The sequence below is a fragment of the Rhizobium sp. MHM7A genome (genome assembly GCF_005862215.1).
GTDB lineage: Bacteria > Pseudomonadota > Alphaproteobacteria > Rhizobiales > Rhizobiaceae > Rhizobium > Rhizobium bangladeshense.
Genome location: NZ_VCHT01000002.1, coordinates 823,918 through 843,248 on the forward strand (window position 1 = coordinate 823,918; position 19,331 = coordinate 843,248).

Below are 19,331 nucleotides of genomic sequence, written 5' to 3' on the forward strand. Positions count from 1 at the left end.
TTCGACGACAACCTTTTCCGGAGGCCTTTTTGCGGCTGAGATCAATCCTCCTTTGCACCGTTCTTTTCGTGACGCTGACGCTCGCCGGCGCGCATTTCGAGAGCGCAGCAGCCCTCGCGCAGGAACCGCAGCCGCAGGCGGCAACGGCAGAGGCGCCGCTTGCCGATACGCCATCGGCGCAGGCGGCGAAGGAGATTGAGAAGGCGAAGACCCAGCTTGCCTCGCTTCAGGAAAGCGTCAAGCAGAATGCCGATAATGACGATGCGCTGGTCGGGCTTGCGGCCAAGGCCGACGAGCTCAGCCGCGCCGTCATCACCATCTCGGTCAACCTGAGGCCGCGTTTCGACCAGATCAGGAACCGGCTGACCGAAATCGGCGAGCCGCCGAAGGAGGGACAACCGCCCGAGGCGCAGATTGTCACGGACGAGCGCAACGCGCTTGCCGCCGAGCGCGCGCAGATCAACGCGGTGACCGAAGACGCCGAAAACCTGTCGATCGCGGTGACTAAGCTCATGAACGAGATCATCGCGATGCGGCGGCAGCTGTTCGCCGATACGCTTTTCAGGCGCACGGAAATTTCTGTCTCGGTACTCGACGATGCCGCAAGCGCCTTCGTGCACGAGATCAGCGAATTTTCGCAGGCTCTAGCGAGCTGGGCCTCCTTCGTCTGGAAGTTCAAGCGCTTCCCTCTATTTGTGGCGATTTTCCTTTCGCTCGCCTCCGCGCTTATCCTGCTTTCCGGCAGCTACCGGCTGTTCGGCTCCTATCTGCGCCGCGACGAGACAGTCGAGAATCCATCCTATATCGGCCGGCTGTCGATCGCCTTCTGGTCGACCTTGATCCGCACGCTGGCGCTTGCGGTGCTGCTCGTCACCTCCTTCTTCTTCCTCAATAATTTCAATGTTTTGCGGCCGGACATTGCGCCTGTCATCGGCGCGCTGTTCGGAACGATCGGCCTCGTCTATTTCGTCGGCCGCTTCGTCAACGCCATCTTCGCGCCGCAGGAACCGCGCTGGCGGCTCGTCAAGCTTTCCAATCTCGGCGCCCGCTCGATCGGCTACTGCCTATCGGCAATGGCTGTCGTCAACGGTCTCGACTATCTCTTCGGCACCGTCAGCGAGGCGATGGGCTCGCCGCTGGTACTGACCGTAGTCCGGAGCCTGATCGCTGCGCTGATCATCGGCATCATTCTGATTGCCGTCTCCTTCAGCAAGCCGATGCTGGCGAGAAGCGGTGATCCCGACGCGCCGGGCAGACATTGGCCACGCGGCATGGCGATCATCCTGCGTGTCGTCGGCGCCGCTTTGATCGTCACGGCGCTTGCCGGCTACGTCGGGCTTGCCCGTTTCGTCGCCACGCAGCTCATCATCACCGGGGCTGTTGTCGCCACCATGTATGTCGGCCTGCTCTCCGGCAAAGCGATCTCGCGGCAGGAAAGCTTTGGCGACACTTTCTTCGCTCGCTTCCTGACGAGGCGCTTCAACCTCGGTCCGGTGGCGATCGATCAGGTCGGCCTGCTCGTCGGCCTGGCCATCTATGCGGTGGCGCTGCTCGTCGGTATTCCGCTGATCCTGCTGCTCTGGGGCTTTCATGTGCAGGATCTGCAGCTTATCGCCTTCCGACTGTTTACCGAGGTCAAGCTCGGCGGCATCAGCATCTCGCTGCTCGGCATCTGCACCGGCATCTTGCTGTTTGCTGGCGTCTACCTCTTGACGCGCTGGCTGCAGCGCTGGCTCGATGGCAACGTGATGGCACGAAGCCATGTCGATCTCGGCGTGCGCAATTCGGTAAAAACAGGCATCGGCTATCTCGGCGTCGGCATTGCCGCGATCATTGGCGTCTCCGCCGCTGGCATCGATTTGTCGAGCTTCGCGCTGGTCGCCTCGGCACTGTCGGTCGGTATCGGTTTCGGCCTGCAGAACATCGTCTCCAACTTCGTCTCGGGCCTGATCCTCCTGGTCGAGCGGCCTTTCAAGGTCGGCGATCATGTCGTGTCAGGCACTGCCGAAGGCATTGTCAAGCGGATCTCGGTTCGCGCCACCGAGATCGAGACTTTTCGTAAACAGGCGATCATCGTGCCGAATTCGGAACTGATCAACGGCCTCGTCGGCAACTGGACGCATCGCAACAAGATCGGTCGCTCGGAAATCCCGGTTTCGGTTAGCTACAACGCCGATCCGCAGCAGGTGATGGATATACTGCTGGAGTTGACGGCCAAGGTGCCGCTCATCATGCGCAATCCGGAGCCTCACGTCGAATTCCTCCGTTTTGGCCCGTATTCGTTGGATTTCGAGCTGCGCTTCTTTCTCGCCGACATGGGCGACGGCATGGCGGTTCGAAACAATTTGAGGATCGAAATCCTCAAGCGCTTCAAAGCTGAAGGTATCGAGATCCCGCTGCCGCAGAGCGACCTTACCATCCATCGTGACGCCGCGCCCAGCCTTCCCAATGCACGCAAGGAGCGGAAGGAGGGCCAGGAGGCTCCTAGGGATAGGCCGATGGAGGAAGAGGATCGGCCGGTGCGGCAACTTCGCGGGCGGACGGCGGAGAGCTGAACGGCTCGTTCAGCCATCATTCACAGGTCTGTGTGCATGATCCCTTACATCGGGATTGCTGCCGAGGGCAGCACCGATCGTTTGAGGGGAGGGCGCACCCGCGCCGCCGCACATGATGGCAAGATTTGCTGCCGTTCTGCTTGTCCCGCTGCTTGCCGCGCCCGCGGTCGATGCGGCATCCGTCACCAACACCGACGTTGCCGCCGTGGTCCTCGTCATCACCGAGGGCGGACAGCGCGTCGAAGTCGTGGTTGATGCCGGCGCTTCCGAAAATCTCTGCTCTTCCGGCTGTTTCATGACGACGCCGGACGGCGACCGCATCGGGCTCGATGGCGGGGAGACCATCGATATCGTCAAAGGCTCGGCGGTGGTCAAATAGGATAGGGACTTGTCAGGCTACGGTTCTCCGCGTGCCAGAGCCACTTCCGCCGGCGCCGATGTCCGCATCAGTCGCCGGATGGCGAGGAATGCCGCTACGGCCACGGTGCCAAGCATCGCAGTGATCGTCAACGACCAGGATATGCCGACATTTCCTATCAGGAAGGCGAGCGCGAACGGCGCCGTCGAGGAAACCACGAGGCGAGCCGATATCACCTTTCCCTGCCGCTGCCCATAGCCGTCGCTTCCGAAGAGCGCCAACGGCAGCACTCCTTGCACGATGCTGCTGAGGCCGGAGCCGAGACCGAATATTACGGCGAAGACCAATGCACCGGCAATCGATGGCGCCGTGACGAGGAGAATGACAAGGGCCGTCGGTAGCAGCATTGCGGAAGTGATGGCTAGCGTCAGCTGCGGCAGGCCGCCGCCTAGGACCATGTTGATGAAGCGGCTCAGCACCTGCGACGGGCCAAAAAGCGTGCCGACCATGACGGCCGTGGCGCCAAGTCCATGCGCCGACATGACAGGCACCATGTGAACAAGAAGGGCGGCATTGACGAAACTTTCCAGTGCAAAGCCGGTCACCATCAGAACGAAGGCCGGCGTGCGTGCCGCGGCGGGAAGGCCCGGTTCGACACGCCTCGTTGCGCCGGCCTTCTCGCGCGTGCCGGTATCGCCGGCGCTGTGCGCCAGCCAGGCATGAATGGGAAGACAGACCAGGAGATTGAGCGCGGCAAAGATGAAGTAGACGTTCTGCCATGAGAGATGGGCGTGCAGCGTCGTGGTAATCGGCCAGAAGATGGTCGAGGCGAAACCGCCGATCAGCGTGAGATAGGTGATGCTGCGCTGGGCCAATTGCGGCTGGATCTGAACGAGCAGGGCGAAGGCTGCGGCGTATTGCACCAGGTTCGAAGCTGTTTCGATGGCGATCAAGGCTATCACGAAAGCGATTTTGCCGGGAGCGAGGGCGCAGGCGGCAAGCGCGGCTGCTGCGATGGCCGAACCTGAGGTCATGACTCTGCCCGCGCCGAAGCGATCGATCCATTTGCCCATGGCCGGCGCAACCAGGCCGCCGATCAGCAATGCCGCAGATAGTGCCCCGAAGATCCATTCCTGTGACCAGTCGAGGCCGCGCGCCATGTCCGGTGCGAGGATGCTGAAGCTGTAATAGAGGGTGCCGTAGCCGATGATCTGTGTGAGGCCGAGGGCGAGGATGGCGGCAACGGGCGGATGTTCGAAAGCGGCGGGCGTCATATGGACTTGAGGCCCACGCGCCGCTCGAGCTTGTCGGCCTCTTCCCTGCGCTCGCTGTAGCGGTCGGTGAGATAAGCCGAGGCGTCACGTGTCAGCCATGTGAATTTCACCAGTTCCTCGCAGACGTCCACGACGCGGTCGTAAAAGGATGAGGGTTTCATGCGCCCATCGCTGTCGAACTCCTGAAAAGCCTTCGCCACCGATGACTGGTTGGGGATGGTGATCATCCGCATCCATCGGCCGAGGACTCGCATCTGGTTCACTGCATTAAACGACTGCGACCCGCCGGATACCTGCATGACGGCAAGCGTCTTGCCTTGTGTCGGCCGGACCGAACCCACCGACAGCGGTATCCAGTCAATTTGCGCCTTCATGATTCCACTCATCGCCCCATGTCTCTCAGGGCTGACCCAGATCTGGCCCTCAGACCAGGCTGAGAGCTCGCGCAGTTCCTGCACCTGCGGATGGGTGACCGGAGCTCCGTCGGGAAGGGGAAGGCCCTCGGGATCGAAGATCCGCACCTCACAGCCCAAGTGCTCGAGCAGCCGTGATGCCTCATACGCCAGGAGGCGGCTGTAGGACACGGCCCTGAGTGAGCCGTAGAGGATGAGGATGCGCGGCTTGTGGGTGGAGAAGGGCGGCCGCAGAGCCGCCAAATCCGGCTGGCGAAGATGCGCCGGCGAGGCGGCCGGGAGGTCAGACAACGCGCTTGCCTTCGGCATCGAGCACCTTTTCGCCGTCTTCCTTTGTGAATGGGCCCTTGTGCGTCTCCGGCAGGATTTCCAGGACCACCTCGGACGGTCGCGAAAGGCGTGTGCCGAGCGGCGTGACGACGAAGGGCCGGTTGATCAGGATTGGCTGCGCCAGCATGGCGTCGAGAAGTTGATCGTCGGTCAAATCAGGATTGTCGAGGCCGAGTTCGGCATAGGGCGTATCTTTCTCGCGGATGGCCTGGCGCACCGTGAGGCCGGCATCGACTATCATTTTCGCCAATTCCTCGCGCGATGGCGGGTTCTTAACATATTCGATGATATCAGGCTCGATGCCGGCATTGCGGATCATCGCCAGAGTGTTGCGCGACGTGCCGCAGCCCGGATTGTGATAGATGGTGACGTTCATAGCTTCGCCTCTGATGGCAGGGTTGATGAGGATGTTTCGGCTGGCTGCAGCAGCCAGGTGAACAGGAAGAGAGCAGCAACCGCGCCGATGATTTCGGCGATCCAGAAACCCGGGAGATCGACCGGGCGAATGCCGGAGAAGGTGTCGGTCAGGGAGCGGGCGAGAGCAACCGCCGGATTGGCGAAGGAGGTCGAGGCGGTGAACCAGTAGGCGGCGGTAATGTAAAGCCCGACCAGCCATGGAACTGCCTTCTGCTCGAAGCGGATACCGGCGAGAATGACCGAGACGAGGCCGAAGGTCGCGATACCCTCGGAAAACCATTGCGGGCCGCCGGTGCGGACCTTGCTCGACATCTCCAGAAGCGGGAGTGCAAACATCAGGTGAGCGGCGATCGTCCCTGCCACGCCTCCGGCGATCTGCGCCAGCACATAGCCGCCGAGCTCGCGTTTCGGCAGGGAACGCGACATGGCGAAGATCAGTGAGACGGCCGGATTGAAATGGGCGCCGGAGATCGGTCCAAGGACGGTGATCAGCACAACCAGGATCGCTCCGGTCGCAAGCGTATTTCCGAGGAGGGCGAGGCCGACATCCTCGGTCAATGATGTCGCCATGATGCCCGATCCGACGACCGTTGCGACCAGCATGGCGGTGCCGAAGGCCTCTGCGACCAGCCGGCGCGGCAGATCGAACGACGCCATCAGCCAGCCCCTGCCGGTTTTGCGGTTGTGCCTTCCATCGCGCCGATCTGGTGCAAATGCTGCTCCAGCGCCAGCTTGTCGATCGACGACAAGGGCAGGCTGAGGAAGGCCATGATCCGGTTCTTGAGGAAGCGGGCGGCCTGGGCGAAGACGCGGCCCTTCTCGACGTCGCTGCCCTCGACGGCGGCCGGATCCTCGACGCCCCAGTGAGCGGTCATCGGATGGCCGATCCAGACGGGACAGGCTTCGCCGTGGGCGGTGTCGCAGACGGTGAAGATGAAGTCCATCTGTGGTGCGCCGGGCTTGGCGAACTCGTCCCAACTCTTAAATCGGAAGCCGGTCGCGGGGTAACCCAATGCCTGCAGCTCCTTCAGGGCCAGAGGATTGACCTCGCCTTTCGGCTGGCTGCCGGCTGAATGGGCCTTGAACCGGCCCTTGCCTTCCGCCTCCAGGATGGATTCGGCCATAATCGAGCGGGAAGAATTGGCGGTGCAAAGAAAGAGCACGTTATAAGCGCGGTCAGTGGTCATTGCAGTCCCTCCTTGGTTGCAGGTGCACAGCATGCAACAACTACGGCGGCGGGCGCGCAGATTTCCGCGTTTCCGCCGCAACAATCCTCCATCAGGAAACGGATCAGGCCGCCGAGCGCATCGTAGTTGGCGGTGTAGATGATCGAGCGCGATTCACGCTGCTGGGTAATCAGCCCGGATCGCTCCAGCTCCTTCAGGTGGAAGGAGACGTTGGACGGCGAAACCTCCGCCCTTTCGGCGATGGAGCCCGCCGCCATTCCGTCAGGGCCCGAGACGACGAGCATGCGGATGATGTGAAGGCGCGTTTCCTGCGACAGGGCGCCGAATGCGGCGAGGGCTTGACGTTGATCCATATTTCAATAATCCTTGAATCGTTGAAACGAGGATTAGCGCAGATGAGTGCAATCGACAACGATAAAAGTCAGGCGGACGAAATCAGCCTCGGTCTGCTGCTTAATGCGCTCTCCCACGACAAGGAGGCGCCGCTGGTTTTCCATTACGAAGGCCGGGCGGTGAAGCCTGGCTATCATGTCACCGAGGTGAAGGCGGGCCAATTCGCGGCGCTGGATTGCGGCGCCAATCCAGAAGCATGGATGGAAATTTTCATTCAGCTTTGGGATATCGATGAAGACCAGCGCACGCACATGTCGGCCGGCAAAGTTCACGCGATCATCCGAAAGGTGACTGAACATGTGGAGTTGGACGGCAACGCCAAGCTCACTTTCGAAGTCAGCGACGGCGTCCGGCCGATACAGCTCTATCGTGCGGGGATGCCAATCTTGCGTTCCGGCGCCATCCATGTTTCGCTTTCGCCGCGGCCAGCAAGCTGCAAGCCGCGCGATCGCTGGCTCGCCCATGAGGACAGGAAGGTCGTCGGCTGCTGCAGTCCGTCGGCGGCGGGGAGCCGTTGCTGCGCCTAGGATCGCATAAGCCCAACCCTTGGTTTCTATTCAATGCTCTGCACGGTGTCGTCAATTAGCCCGAAATCGGCGAGACGCCGTGGGCGATTTTTGCCGTCGCTGGATTTGCGGTCAGGCTCTGTTTGATGCTTGAATATCCCACCATCTGAGCACCCGCATCGCCCGCAGCGTTATCCAGCGCGAAGGCTGACCTTGCTCCTCGTCCACATGGAACCAGACGCGTCCCGGCAGGCGCCAGTCGATCGGCCATCGGCCGTCCTCCAAACGCCTAGAACAGAGATGGTCTATCGCGTCGCGGAGCCGCGGATCGGGGGCGGTGCCGGTCAGGATGGCGCCTGACCTGAAATAATCGAGCGCACGCAAGATGTCGTAGCGCCAGCGGTTGGGGTGGAGGAAGCGCAGGAACCTTTCGTCTGCCGGTTCGCCGGTGCCGAGGCGGCGAAATAGGTTGCGTTCAAGCAGGAAGTTCTCACCCGTGCTGCGCGCCTTGCGGGACCGTGGCGTGCCGCCAGTCGATCTTTCGAATTCCAGCAAGCCTTCCAGCACGTTGATAGTGCTGGCGAAGGAGGAGCGAAAAGAACCGCGGGCTTGTTCGCAGTTCCAGCCGCCGTCGTCGAGGCGCTCGCCGGTAAGCCTCTCGACGATGGAGGAGACGTCGATGCCAAAATAGGCGCCGTCTGCCACGGTCCGGCCGTTGATGCATTCCTCGACCTCTCCCTCCCAATAGGGTTGGCCGCCTTCTTCCCAGCGGGCGTTGGCGCCGATCAACGCGACGGTGCGCCTGGCGCGTTCCGATGACGGGTCGAGACCGAACTCTCGCAGTTGCGACAGCGAAAATGTCGTGGCCGTCCAAGGCTGGCCGTGCTCGCGCCATTCATGCGGATCGAATTCGGCGGGCAGAAAGGCGCCACCCGCCCATAGCCCGTCTTCGTCCTGAAAGGAGAGGAGCTTCGCGCCCCAGCCTTGGGTTTCCACTTTGGCCCGCTCGGCCATCCATTCCCGCTCCGGAGCGTCGATGAGGTCGCGCATCACCTGCCAGCGGATCGCCGGATCGGAATCAAGAAGCCATTCGATCACACTATCAGATCCGATCATGGCGGACCTCTGCTGCTGGGGCGGCCGGTAGCGCTTTTATAATCTTGCCGGAGGAGATCTGCCAACGTTGTCGGCGAAAGCTTCTTCAATGCCAAGAATGCCGCGCTTCTCGTTTCTTAATCATATCTGCGAGAAACCGGAAAGGGTTCCGCCTGGCCACTTCTTCGTTTCCCATCCCCGGTGCTGATTAACAATTAGTCAAATCAATTGATGTATCAGTTTGAGTTGGGGACGGATTTTTTATTAAAGGCTTACCAATGGCTTTTTTGGGTATTTCGGGGATGCAATATTCCGGAGAGATGTTTGCCGGCGCGCGCATTATTGTCGCGGAAGATTCAAACGTATTCACCTCGATGATCAGCAAGCGCCTCAAGGAATTGTTCGACATAGATGTCGAGATCTGCCGCAACTTCGAGGACCTGCAGTTTTCTTACGACAAATCGTCCGATCCAATCACGCTGGCGATCTCGAACATCAATCTGCCCGGTGCCGAAAACGGCGAAGCGCTTGAATATCTGGTCGATCTTTCCATTCCCACCATCGTCTTCACCGGCACATTCCACGATAGTATGCGCGACAAGCTAATGGCCAAGGACATTGTCGACTATATCCTCAAGGACAACATCTTCGCCGTCGATCTTCTGGCGGAATCGATCTGCCGGTTCCTGACCAATCATCGCCATCACGTGTTGATCGTCGACGACAGCGCGACGGCTCGCGCTCTGCTGTCGAGCCGGCTGAAGCGCTATAACTTCCGGGTCAGCGTCGCCGAGAGCGGCAGCAAGGCACTGGAGATTCTGAAGGCCAATCGCGATATCGGCCTGATGATCACCGACTACAACATGCCTGATATTGACGGATTCGAACTGACGCGGCGAATTCGCGCCAATATCGGCTCGCATGAGCTGCGCATCATCGGCGTTTCCTCCTCCTCGAACCGACTGCTTTCGGCACGGTTCCTGAAAGCTGGCGGCAATGATTTCATGTTGCGCCCCTTCATCGACGAGGAGTTCTATTGCCGCGTCAATCAGAACCTCGACACGCTGCTGCAAATTCAATCGATGCGCAGGGAGCGGGCGGTTGCCTGAGGGCTCTTCCAGCATCGGTCTTGCCACGGGGGCGGAGAGGATGGTCAAGGACCATCATCGAATTTTTGCAATTACAAGTAACGTCATTATTTGTGCTCTTCACGCGCACAGGCCTCTCGGTTATCGTCCGCCCCGCCGGGGGGAGGGCCGAGTCGAGCCCGTTGGGCGCTGGGGGGAATAGCGGCTGTGGCATTTCAAGCGGATTTTCAGCGGGATGGCATCGGGCTACGCTCCGGCGGGCTCAAAATACTCCTGGTTGAAGATTCCCGGATGTTTTCCGCCGTGCTCTGCCACCGGTTCCAAACCGAACTCGGCCTTGCCGTCAAATCCTGCTCGTCGCTGAAGGCGCTTCGCAGGGAACTCGCCGAGGACGGTCACGGCTACACCATGGCCGTCGTCGACCTCAACCTTCCGGATTCGCCCTATGGCGAGGCGCTCGACTGTACGATCGAGCATGATATTCCTGCGATCGTCTTCACCGCGACATTCGATCTCAACACGCGCAACAAGATCTTGGAGCGCAATGTTATCGATTACGTGTTGAAGGATAACGAGTTCGCGCTCGACAACCTCGTCGCCACGGTACGCCGCGCGATCTCCAACCGGAAAACGCGGGTCCTCGTCGTCGACGATGTCGTCTCGGCACGCCAGGTTCTTGTCGACCTCTTGAAGGCGCAGCAATATCTCGTCGTCGAGGCAAGCTCAGGGCTCGAGGCGCTGGCTGCGCTCGAAGCCTATAGCGATATCGAACTCGTCGTCACTGATCATCACATGCCCGATATGAGCGGTTACGAGCTCACGCGGCGCATCCGACACCGCTTCGGATCGGACCGGCTGCGCGTCATCGGCGTTTCCTCATCCAACGATCGCATGCTGTCCGCGAGTTTCCTCAAGGCCGGCGCCAGCGACTTCGTCTACCGGCCCTTCGTGGCCGAGGAGCTGCAATGCCGCATCGCCAACAATGCGGAAACACTGGCGCAGATGCGCCAGTTGAGGGCGGCTGCCGCCTGCGACTATCTCACCGGCCTCTATAACCGCCGCTATTTCTACGATAACGGTCCAAAGCTGGTGAACGAGTGCCTGCGGCTGAAAGTGCCGAGTTCGGTTGCCATTCTCGATATCGACCATTTCAAGCGGCTGAACGACACATACGGGCACGAGATCGGCGACAAGGTGCTGAAGGCAGTCGCAAACAGGCTGTTCACGATCTTCGATGGCAGCGACAACCTGCTGTCGCGCCTCGGTGGCGAGGAGTTCGCCATCCTCTTTCCGCAGATGGATTCGGCCGCCGCCACCAAGCTCTGCGACGAGATCCGCTCGGATATTTCGCGGCTGAAGGTAACGGCCGACGACGAGGAACTCGGCGTCACAATCTCGATTGGCATCGCCGAGATCGGCAGCTACGAAACTTTCGAAAACTACCTGAATGCCGCTGACCAATTCCTCTATATGGCCAAGCATCGCGGCCGTAACCAGGTCTACTCCGACGCCAAGATGACGGAGGAGGCGGCGCAGTAGAGCTGCTTGCCGTGTTGCTTCGCCTTACGTCAAGGCTCCCTCGTTCGCACTGATGGCCGCCTCTCACCGTAGCGGCCTACGCCGCGACCGCCTGTCTTGACGTCGCCATCGTCAACTTGCGCTCGGCGCGTTCCTGCTGCGGCGAGCGGTGGTAGAGTTCGCGATAACACTTGGAAAAATGCGAGGCCGAGACGAAGCCGCAGGCGACGGCGACCTCGACGACGGGCATCGAGGACTGCACCAGCAGGTGGCGCGCGCGGTCAAGGCGAATCTCCAGATAGTAGCGCGCCGGCGAACGGCCCATCTCCTGGCGGAACAGCCGTTCGATCTGGCGGCGGGAGAGACCGGCGCCATCGGCGATCTCGATCAGCGACAGCGGCTCGGCGAGATTGCCTTCCATCAGCTCGATGATCGACAGCACCTTGGCGTTCTGCACGCCGAGGCGGGCGCGCAGCGGCAGGCGCTGGCGGTCGTGCGGGTTGCGCACGCGGTCGGTCAGGTGCTGTTCACAGATGCGGTTGACGAGGCTTTCACCGAAATCCTCGCCGATCAGGTTCAGCATCATGTCGAGCGAGGCGGTGCCGCCGGCACAGGTATAGAGATTGCCGTCGACCTCGTAGAGATCGGCATAGACCTCCGCCTGCGGAAAGGCTTCGGAAAAGCCGGGCAGGTTCTCCCAGTGGATGGCGCAACGCTTGCCGTTCAGAAGGCCGGCCTGTGCCAGCACATGCGCGCCCGTACAGAGGCTGCCGACGGCGACGCCGCGATTGTAGCATTCACGCAGCCAGGCATTGACGGATTTATTGTTGAATTCCTCGATATCGATGCCGGAACAGACGAGCACCATGCCGGGACGGTTTTCGCCGCCAAGATGGCGGCGCTCCTCGGCAAGCGAGGAGTTCGCCTCGATGCCGATGCCGCAGGAGGAATAGACCTTCTCTCCGTCGACCGAGGCGAGCCGCCAGGTATAGGCCTGATAGCCGAGCATGCGGTTGGCGATGCGCAAGGTGTCCACCGCTGCCGAAAAGGGCAGCATGGTGAATTGCGGTACCATAAAGAAGACCAGTGAGCGCTTCTTGATCTGCATCCTGTTCATAGCGAAATCCATGCTCGAGGGGTGATGACATATTCGTTGCGCGGAATGCGTCGCGCCGATGTCCTAAAAGCGACAGTGGCATGGAAAAATGCGGCCGGGAAGAGCAAATATGCGACATTGACCGGAATTTGACCGGTCAAATCGCCGGCCTGGGAGGAGGACAGGCTTTTAGACGACTGAAATTCGGGATCGAAGACGGTTGGGAACGGCACAGCGGGGATGAAAAAGGCGGCGTTGCGCGAGGCAGACGCCGCCCTCATCTCGGGAGGAATGTCGCATTCATTACATGGTCCGGTGTTTGCTGTCGTCGGTGCTCGGCCAGCCGATGTCCTTGCGGACGTCAAAGGGCATGGCTTCAATTTCACGGGCGGTCCGCCAGCGCGTCCAGGCAAGCATCAACTTATGGGCGTAGTGGCCCAGATCGAAGCGGCCTTCGCCGGAGGTGAGGGTCTTGCCACCACCCCGATAGGTGAGCGTGGTCATTATCCAGTTCCTTTCCTGGGTCAGAGGCATGGTCGCCGATGGGAGGCTCGTCCATGTCCACGCTGTTAATATGGGCGTCGGGCACTCATCATTCAAACGAATAGAGCTTATGGATAGCATCAACGATATTGAATGATCTCAGCGCCGCCCGACCCTGGTCTCATGGCTGCACCTCTTGGGAAGCGACGGCAGCCCGGCAAGTCTTACGAACCAGCGCGCGAGCCCTGTAGCGCCAGTTCAAGGCCTCGGAGGACCAGGGGGCAGCGGGGCGAGTTCACGGATTTATGAACCAGACAGATGGGTTTAGCGACGAACGACATCTAATCTTCTTAAACGGATGCACTACGTCCTAGCCCGGCGCTGAGCGTTCGGGCCTTGCCCTCACTCCCGATAAACCCAAACGGAGCGGACATGCCGAACCATATCCATGTGGAACTAATGGGTACCGGGATCATTCCAGCTCTCCCTGTTGCCGTCGTCATCCTAGCGGCAGGGAGATCAAGTCGAATGGGCAAAGGAGAGAATCACAAGCTCCTTGCCACTTTCGACGGCGTCCCTCTGGTTCGAAAGTCCGTCCTTAACGTATTATCCTGCCAATGTTCCCGCGTTTACGTCGTCACCGGCCACAGGCATGACGAAGTGCTGAAGGCGATCTGTGATCTGCCAGTCGAGGTGGTGCGCAACGAGGACTACGCATCGGGCATGGCGGCATCCTTACGGGTCGGAGTGGCACGTGCGCAAAAGGATCGGCCGGACGGCATCATGATAGCGCTCGCCGACATGCCTGCGATAACGGATCTGCATCTCAATCTACTGATCGACGCTTTTCGCAAGAATGGCGGCAGTCATGTGGTGCGCGCCGTCGCGAATGGTTGCAGGATCTCATTCAGGATCTCAAGGGTGACGTTGGCGCGCGCCTTTTGATTGATGGTCATGATGTACCCCGCGTCGAGGTGGAAATCGGAGAGGCGGCTCTGATCGACGTTGATACTCTCGAGGAGTTGCATGCCGCGGGAGGGGTTCTCCCGTTCGAGGGGTGACGGCATGACGGTTCATTTAAATCTTATCGACCACTCATGACCGAGCTTCACAAAGGAAATTGTGCGGTCCGGGTCTGGGCCGTCTGCATCTAATGGGCTGCGGGCGGGGCGATGATTCCGAGGTTGCTGAGCCCGACGACGATCAGTTGGACTGCGACTGCGGTCAGCAGAATGCCGAAGACGACCTCCGAGACGATCATGCTGGCAGGCTTCATGTGCTTGGCAAGCTTATCGGTATTGGTGAATACCAGATAATCGAACGCACCGACGATCAGGATCAGGGCAATGACGAGCATGGCGCTGGCGACCGAGACGACTTCGCCAGAGGCGATGATGATGATGGTGATGCCGACAGGATTGAGCAGGTACGGGACCGCAAGCGGAAATACGGCCAGCTTGTCCGGGTCGAGCGGAGCTGCAACTTCGTCGTGCGGTCTTTCCGTTGGTCCCGATGCCATCTTGATCGCGATCAGCGCGAGGATGATGCCGCCGGCGACCGCGACCGCTCCGCCCGTAATGTGGAGGAGCCGCATCAGCAGTGCGCCGGTCGCGAACAGAATCAGGGCCGTGACCACGGCGATCAGAACCATACGGCGGCCAATGCGAGCTTTGGTCTCGGTGTCGAAGGCATGGGTCTTTTCCAGGAACGGCACGAGGGCGATCTTTGGTCCCAAACCGATCAGAAGGAGCAGAAGAAGTTTTCCGACAAGTGCGGCATCGATGACTGTGAAATCCATGAACCTACCCTCTGAAAATTTAACGCGAAATAGGGGCGGCTCCCCCTATAGGGGAAGGCCACAAGGCAGGGAGCAAAAAAGGGGCCTTTTGTGCTTCGTTCAGCGGGGGCATACGTCCCAGAACCCCGTGGTTTTGGCGGGTGTGGTGTAGTACCAGCATTGTCCGGATTGAGGTGGCGTACCTGCCAATGAAACGGCCGCAGCGCCCGTAACGAAACCGATGGCGGCGCCTGCGGCGATGGCAGTGCCGGGACGCCAGTAGCGACGAGGAGTGATGACCACGACTCCACGCTGCACGGGCGGTCGAACGACAGGACGATAGGCCGGACGGGTGCGTCCGACTGCAGCGCATCCGCGCGGTCCGCAGGCGGCCGCACCACAGCCTCTCGGACCGCATGCAGCCACGCCTCGACGAGCCTCGACAGTCGTCGGAATGAGAAGGGGCGCGCAAACCATCATCAACACCGCAAGTGTTGAAAGCATGTGTGTCAGGATGACCAGGATCTTCATCTCGTTTCCTCCTATTCTCCGTGTCTCAGGCCACGTCCGTTCAGGCCGGACCCGCGGCTATCGCTACATTGTGCGCCGCGATCGTCTGCTGGGCGGCGGCGCCGACGGCGTCGCCGTTTCCGCCGGAGACCTGGACAGTCGGCACGGCGAGCTTGATGCCGTTTTCATGGAACGCCTCATGGATCATTCGGAGTGCCCGCCGCTTCAGCGTGAACTGCTGGCCTGGAAGGGTCATGACCTTCATTCGCAGGAGCAGACCGGAGTCGCCGAGGCTATCAATCCCCTGCATTTTCAGGGGCTCGATGGTCGTTGCTTTGAACTCCGGATCCTCGAACAATTCCAGGCCTATCTTCTTGATTATCTTGCGTGCCTTCTCGATATCGGAATCGTAGGTGACAGTGATCGTCATCTTCTCGATCACCCAATCGCGGCTCATGTTCTGGATCGCTCCGAGCTCGCTGAAGGGGACGATGAAGACCGCTCCGCGGTGGTGCCTGAGCTTGACGGATCGCAAACTGAACGACTCGACGGTGCCCTTGTAACTGCCGCTCTGGATGTATTCGCCCACGCGGAAGGCATCATCGAGCAGGTAGAACACTCCGCTAATGACGTCCTTGACCACGGTCTGCGCCCCGAAGCCGATTGCGACGCCAACTACTCCTGCACCTGCGATCAACGGGCCGATTTCGATACCGAGGGACGACAAGGCCATCATGATCGCGATTGCGACGAAGAGGATCATCAGGAAATTGCGAAGGATCGGCAGAAGGGTCCTGATGCGCAAGCGCCGCCGCTCCCGATCGCTTCCGGCTTCGAGGACCGCCTCGGTGTCGCCGAGCTTGCGATCGATCAGGACTGCCACGAGGTTCCAAGCCAGGTCGACGATCATGAGAATGATCCCGGCGCTGAGGAGGCCACGCACGAGTCGCAGAAGGGGAGAATCTTGCATCGTCATCTCAGTCAACCGGACGTCCAGCGCCTGCGCAAGCAGGACGATGGCTGCGACGATCAGTGCGGCTCTGATGCCGCGTTCGACGACCACGGAGACGACGGTGCTTCGCTTATGACCATCCTCCTCGGTTGCGGGAGACCGCAAGATATTGTCGACCGACGCCTTGGTAAGGGCGATGGCGGCGGGTAGGGCGGCACCGACCACCGCTATCCAGAACAGCCGCATGGCACCGACTACCCATAGCAGCCAGGCGGCAAAGAAATAGGACGTCCAGAGCCAGTTGCGGGCCCTCACGCCGATTCGGCTGGTTTGGCTGGAAGGCGATCGGGACGGACGTCTCCATACGGCTTCAATGACGATCAAGAGAAGGACGAGGCCGAGGCAATAGGCGGCCAGCTGCCGGGCCGGAAGGGAAAAGCCTAACGTGTCGAGCAGGCGGATGGTCACCCATCCGAAGGCATACCAGCCGACGAGATAGGCCAGCCGTTTCGCCCAGTGGCAGGCGGCATCCCGAGCGAGCGGGACGACCCGAAACCCGCCCTCTTCTTCGGCCCGCGGTGTCAGGAAAACCTCGAAAAGGGCGCTCCCCAGACGGAAGATGACGGTCGCCAAGAGGTATCCGACGACGATCTCCCTGATGACGGGCGGCCATTGGAACAGCAGGAAAAAGCCGATGCTGCCGAGGCCGAAGGAAAGGACGTAACATCCCGCCCACAGAAATCTTGCCGCCAATGCGACAACTCTTCCCGATATGGTCCCGTAGGAGGCGCGCGACATCCATCTGCGCCAGCCGACGCTGACCCACCAGAACAGCCATTGAGCGGCCAGCCCAGCGGCGACGAAGGCGGCGATCAGGAGAATCGGCCGCGTCCCGCCGTTTGCCCGAATGTCCGCTTCGACGATGGCCCAGGCTCGGGTCGCCTCCAGGGGAAAGGAATTCACCGCGCCGAGAAGGGCGGAAGCGTGGGCGCGGAACCGCATCGTGAATTCGGAAAAAGAGGGGTCGCGGTTCGGCACTTCCAGGGGTGGTGCCGGCACATGCCTGGCGGCCTGCGACTGCTGCTGCAGGAAGCGCTGGACGTCAGGATCCGAGAACATTGCGATGAAGCGCTGGACGCTTTCAGGCTGCGGGTCCACAGGCGTCGGGCTTTGCGCTATGGCAATCGAGGCGCAGAGAAGAAGGGAGGCCAGGGCGGCCCCCGCGGAAAAAGGCACTATCGTGCGGATCCTAGACAGCACAACCATTGTCCATCCCGATTTGGCGAACCTCCCCGAACCGTTGGCGGAAAGGATCAGGCTCGCCGCGTCACGTGCCGCCGCCACTTGCCTGTGCCGGTTAAGAGCTTGTCCCAAAGCCCTGCAGGTCGCCCAAATGAGCCGCGGCGATCACTGCGGCTTGTAGGTCAGACTATGCGAAGATGAGATGGCTTACCCGTATGATCTGGTATGTTACGGCGAGGAGACAGTATCAGCGGGGCTGCAGTTCGGAGATGCCGGTGACGGATGACGCCAATTTGTCAGGATCGGGGACCGTCAGTCCTGCCTTGCGAAGACCGCGGATCAGACGGTCCCGATCGTCAGGCTGAATGTTGCGTATTGCAAGTTCCGTTGCAATGTTCGGCAGGAAGTCAGGCCGCATGGCGACGAAAACCTCCCCCTCCCGCCGCGCGTCCTCCATCATGCCGGCCTCGGCATAGATGATGGCAGCCACGACATGGAAGAGCGGGAACTTCTGCATGTTCGCCTGTCTGATCTGCAGCAGGGCAGTGTGATTGTCGTGGAGCATGTAAGCCGCCAGTGCGCGTGTCCCATGGTAGAAGCCGCCGCCGCCGGGATTGAGCGCGATGGCCTCATCAAGGAGAGCTGCTCCGCGCCGCCATTGGCCACCCATTGCCAGCCGCGTTCCGAACTCGCCCATCAGTTCGGTGTCGTTGGGGTTCGTGGCCAGGGCCTGTTCTCCCACGCGCAAGGACTCGGGGAGCTGCCTGTCGAAGAACAGCGTCGTCATCAGCGCCTGAAGGCCTCTCGTATTGCTCGGATCGAGCTGTGTCGCTCGCCTGGCAGCACCGAGCGCATGCTCTATGGTTGCCTCCTTGTTTCGCGTCGAATTGAACCTGTACCTGTCCTCGTCGAGGTAGACGATCGATAGCATCGCCCAGGCGGTCGCATAGTTCGGAAATCGAGCTATCGCGCTCTCAAGGCAACTGCGCACTCGCGAATGCGCTTCAGCGCTCAGTTCCGAACGGTAGGCGTAGAAGCGCAGCGTGCACTCATACGCACCGAGGTCGTCCGGGGGCGGACTGGCGGCGTCAACCTGTGCCATCACCCCATACGGCTGGGCGATGGCGGTCGCGACCTTTCTGGCAACGTCCGTCTGGATCGCAAAGAGGTCTCCCGACGCGAGATCCTTGTCGTAGTTCTCCGACCAGAGGATTTCGCCGTCCGATGTGTCGAGCAGCCTGGCGGTTACGCGAAGACGCTGGCCCGAAGTTCGTACACCGCCGGTCAGCAGATAGCGCGCGCCGAATTCCGCCCGGATTTCCGATGCCCGCACATCCGCCGGAAGAGATCGGGAGGTCTCGCGGCCGAAGACTTTGATCTCCTTGAACCGCGGGAGGACGGTCATCAGTTCTTCTGTCAGGCCGGCACTGTAGAGCTGCGCCTCGGGCCCTTCGCCAAGATTGGCAAAGGGAGCCACCACCAGGGCCGGACGATCGGGCGATGGACTTGCAGCCCTTTGGAGCGAAGAGGCTGTAGGCAATGCTGCCAGCCAATAGAGTGAAAGAGCAAGCATGGTGACGGCAATAGCGCCTAGCAACAAAACTTGTCTCGCCCGCTCCCAGCGTCCGGGGCGGGCCGGAGAGGGCAGCGCTTCCACATCTTCGTTGCGCGTGTCGGCAGAGGCTGGGCAGGACCAGGTGAAGGTGGGGACATAACCGCCCTTCGGAATATCAATCCGTATTGGATCATGCTGGCCGGCAACCAGATAATAGCGCTCGAGCGATCGTCGCAGGCGTCCTGCCTCGATCCTGACAACTGGATCGTCCTGGGTGAAGCCGGTATCCCGGCCGAATACTTCGATCGCAATGGAATAGGCTTTGATCCGGTTGCCTCGACCGGCGAGGGTCTCAGAGACGACATAGCGGAGAAAAGCTGCGGCGCGGCCAACGCCAGGAAATTCAGGACTGGATATAACGCGCTCCAGTTGTCTCGTGATGTCGTGCGCTTGAGGCCCCGACTCTGAAGGAAAGGGCGCCGCAGACCCTTCTGGCGGCATAGACGTCAGCATGTCTGTCCCCAATCCCCCGTTGAGTCACATCACTGCCAGACTGTATGTAACAGTAACATACTCCTCGAA

The 19,331-nt window shown here is 60.7% G+C and carries 19 protein-coding genes; 6 read left to right on the forward strand and 13 right to left on the reverse strand.

Translation table 11 applies throughout. From position 1 onward, the window contains the following. Positions 1-29 precede the first annotated feature (29 nt). Positions 30-2,555, forward strand: a complete 2,526-nt coding sequence (locus FFR93_RS12320; protein WP_138393415.1) for a mechanosensitive ion channel family protein — start codon at positions 30-32, stop codon at positions 2,553-2,555. A gap of 112 nt (positions 2,556-2,667) precedes the next feature. Beyond that, the gene (locus FFR93_RS12325; protein ID WP_138393416.1) at positions 2,668-2,934 is read left to right on the forward strand and encodes a hypothetical protein; all 267 of its coding nucleotides are present in this window, start codon (positions 2,668-2,670) and stop codon (positions 2,932-2,934) included. 17 nt (positions 2,935-2,951) lie between these two features. On the opposite strand, the gene arsK is transcribed toward FFR93_RS12325, so the two are convergent. From arsK to FFR93_RS12355, 6 genes are read right to left on the reverse strand one after another with little or no spacing between them, the layout of a single operon-like run. After that, positions 2,952-4,187: an arsenite efflux MFS transporter ArsK gene (gene arsK, locus FFR93_RS12330; protein ID WP_138393417.1), complete on the reverse strand. Its 1,236-nt coding sequence runs from the start codon at positions 4,185-4,187 to the stop codon at positions 2,952-2,954. Further along, positions 4,184-4,909 carry an arsenical resistance protein ArsH gene (gene arsH, locus FFR93_RS12335; RefSeq protein WP_171049165.1) on the reverse strand — a complete coding sequence of 242 codons (726 nt, stop codon included), beginning with the start codon at positions 4,907-4,909 and terminating at the stop codon, positions 4,184-4,186. The genes arsK and arsH overlap by 4 nt, the downstream gene beginning before the upstream one ends. Then, positions 4,884-5,306 carry an arsenate reductase (glutaredoxin) gene (arsC, locus tag FFR93_RS12340; RefSeq protein ID WP_138393419.1) on the reverse strand — a complete coding sequence of 141 codons (423 nt, stop codon included), beginning with the start codon at positions 5,304-5,306 and terminating at the stop codon, positions 4,884-4,886. The genes arsH and arsC overlap by 26 nt, the downstream gene beginning before the upstream one ends. Beyond that, complete coding sequence (locus FFR93_RS12345) at positions 5,303-6,004, reverse strand: MIP/aquaporin family protein (RefSeq protein ID WP_138393420.1); 702 nt, start codon at positions 6,002-6,004, stop codon at positions 5,303-5,305. Before FFR93_RS12345 ends, arsC begins: the two co-directional genes overlap by 4 nt. After that, positions 6,004-6,534, reverse strand: a complete 531-nt coding sequence (locus FFR93_RS12350) for an arsenate reductase ArsC (protein WP_138393421.1) — start codon at positions 6,532-6,534, stop codon at positions 6,004-6,006. Before FFR93_RS12350 ends, FFR93_RS12345 begins: the two co-directional genes overlap by 1 nt. Beyond that, positions 6,531-6,887, reverse strand: a complete 357-nt coding sequence (locus FFR93_RS12355) for a metalloregulator ArsR/SmtB family transcription factor (RefSeq protein WP_138393422.1) — start codon at positions 6,885-6,887, stop codon at positions 6,531-6,533. The genes FFR93_RS12350 and FFR93_RS12355 overlap by 4 nt, the downstream gene beginning before the upstream one ends. A 42-nt stretch (positions 6,888-6,929) precedes the next feature. Between FFR93_RS12355 and FFR93_RS12360 the strand changes: the two genes are divergently transcribed. Beyond that, complete coding sequence (locus FFR93_RS12360; RefSeq protein ID WP_138393423.1) at positions 6,930-7,454, forward strand: DUF6428 family protein; 525 nt, start codon at positions 6,930-6,932, stop codon at positions 7,452-7,454. Between the two features lie 111 nt (positions 7,455-7,565). On the opposite strand, the gene FFR93_RS12365 is transcribed toward FFR93_RS12360, so the two are convergent. Continuing rightward, the gene (locus FFR93_RS12365; RefSeq protein ID WP_138393424.1) at positions 7,566-8,549 is read right to left on the reverse strand and encodes a squalene cyclase; all 984 of its coding nucleotides are present in this window, start codon (positions 8,547-8,549) and stop codon (positions 7,566-7,568) included. A 257-nt stretch (positions 8,550-8,806) separates the two neighbouring features. On the opposite strand from FFR93_RS12365, the gene FFR93_RS12370 reads away from it, so the two are divergent. Both FFR93_RS12370 and FFR93_RS12375 read left to right on the forward strand, forming a co-directional pair. Further along, positions 8,807-9,637, forward strand: a complete 831-nt coding sequence (locus FFR93_RS12370; RefSeq protein WP_064705305.1) for a response regulator — start codon at positions 8,807-8,809, stop codon at positions 9,635-9,637. 186 nt (positions 9,638-9,823) lie between these two features. Beyond that, on the forward strand, positions 9,824-11,155 hold the full coding sequence (locus FFR93_RS12375; protein WP_064712726.1) for a diguanylate cyclase: 1,332 nt from the start codon (positions 9,824-9,826) through the stop codon (positions 11,153-11,155). A gap of 76 nt (positions 11,156-11,231) precedes the next feature. Here FFR93_RS12375 and FFR93_RS42055 read toward each other — a convergent pair whose 3' ends face one another. Then, entirely contained in the window at positions 11,232-12,251 is a 1,020-nt protein-coding gene (locus FFR93_RS42055; protein ID WP_064705303.1) for a GlxA family transcriptional regulator, read from the reverse strand. Positions 12,252-12,533: 282 nt separating this feature from the next. Continuing rightward, positions 12,534-12,734 carry a hypothetical protein gene (locus FFR93_RS12385; RefSeq protein ID WP_064705301.1) on the reverse strand — a complete coding sequence of 67 codons (201 nt, stop codon included), beginning with the start codon at positions 12,732-12,734 and terminating at the stop codon, positions 12,534-12,536. Positions 12,735-13,145: 411 nt separating this feature from the next. Here FFR93_RS12385 and FFR93_RS12390 point away from each other — a divergent pair, with 411 nt between their 5' ends. Further along, complete coding sequence (locus FFR93_RS12390) at positions 13,146-13,658, forward strand: nucleotidyltransferase family protein (RefSeq protein ID WP_348640322.1); 513 nt, start codon at positions 13,146-13,148, stop codon at positions 13,656-13,658. Between the two features lie 205 nt (positions 13,659-13,863). On the opposite strand, the gene FFR93_RS12395 is transcribed toward FFR93_RS12390, so the two are convergent. The 4 genes from FFR93_RS12395 to FFR93_RS12410 all read right to left on the reverse strand — a co-directional run bounded on the left by FFR93_RS12395 (position 13,864) and on the right by FFR93_RS12410 (position 19,262). Beyond that, on the reverse strand, positions 13,864-14,511 hold the full coding sequence (locus tag FFR93_RS12395) for a MarC family protein (protein ID WP_064712721.1): 648 nt from the start codon (positions 14,509-14,511) through the stop codon (positions 13,864-13,866). Between the two features lie 99 nt (positions 14,512-14,610). Next, positions 14,611-15,021, reverse strand: coding sequence for a hypothetical protein (locus FFR93_RS12400; protein WP_138393425.1), 411 nt, complete (start codon positions 15,019-15,021; stop codon positions 14,611-14,613). Positions 15,022-15,061: 40 nt separating this feature from the next. Then, positions 15,062-17,218 carry a mechanosensitive ion channel family protein gene (locus FFR93_RS12405; RefSeq protein ID WP_138393426.1) on the reverse strand — a complete coding sequence of 719 codons (2,157 nt, stop codon included), beginning with the start codon at positions 17,216-17,218 and terminating at the stop codon, positions 15,062-15,064. Between the two features lie 223 nt (positions 17,219-17,441). Continuing rightward, entirely contained in the window at positions 17,442-19,262 is a 1,821-nt protein-coding gene (locus tag FFR93_RS12410; RefSeq protein ID WP_064705298.1) for a hypothetical protein, read from the reverse strand. Between the last annotated feature and the right edge of the window lie 69 nt (positions 19,263-19,331).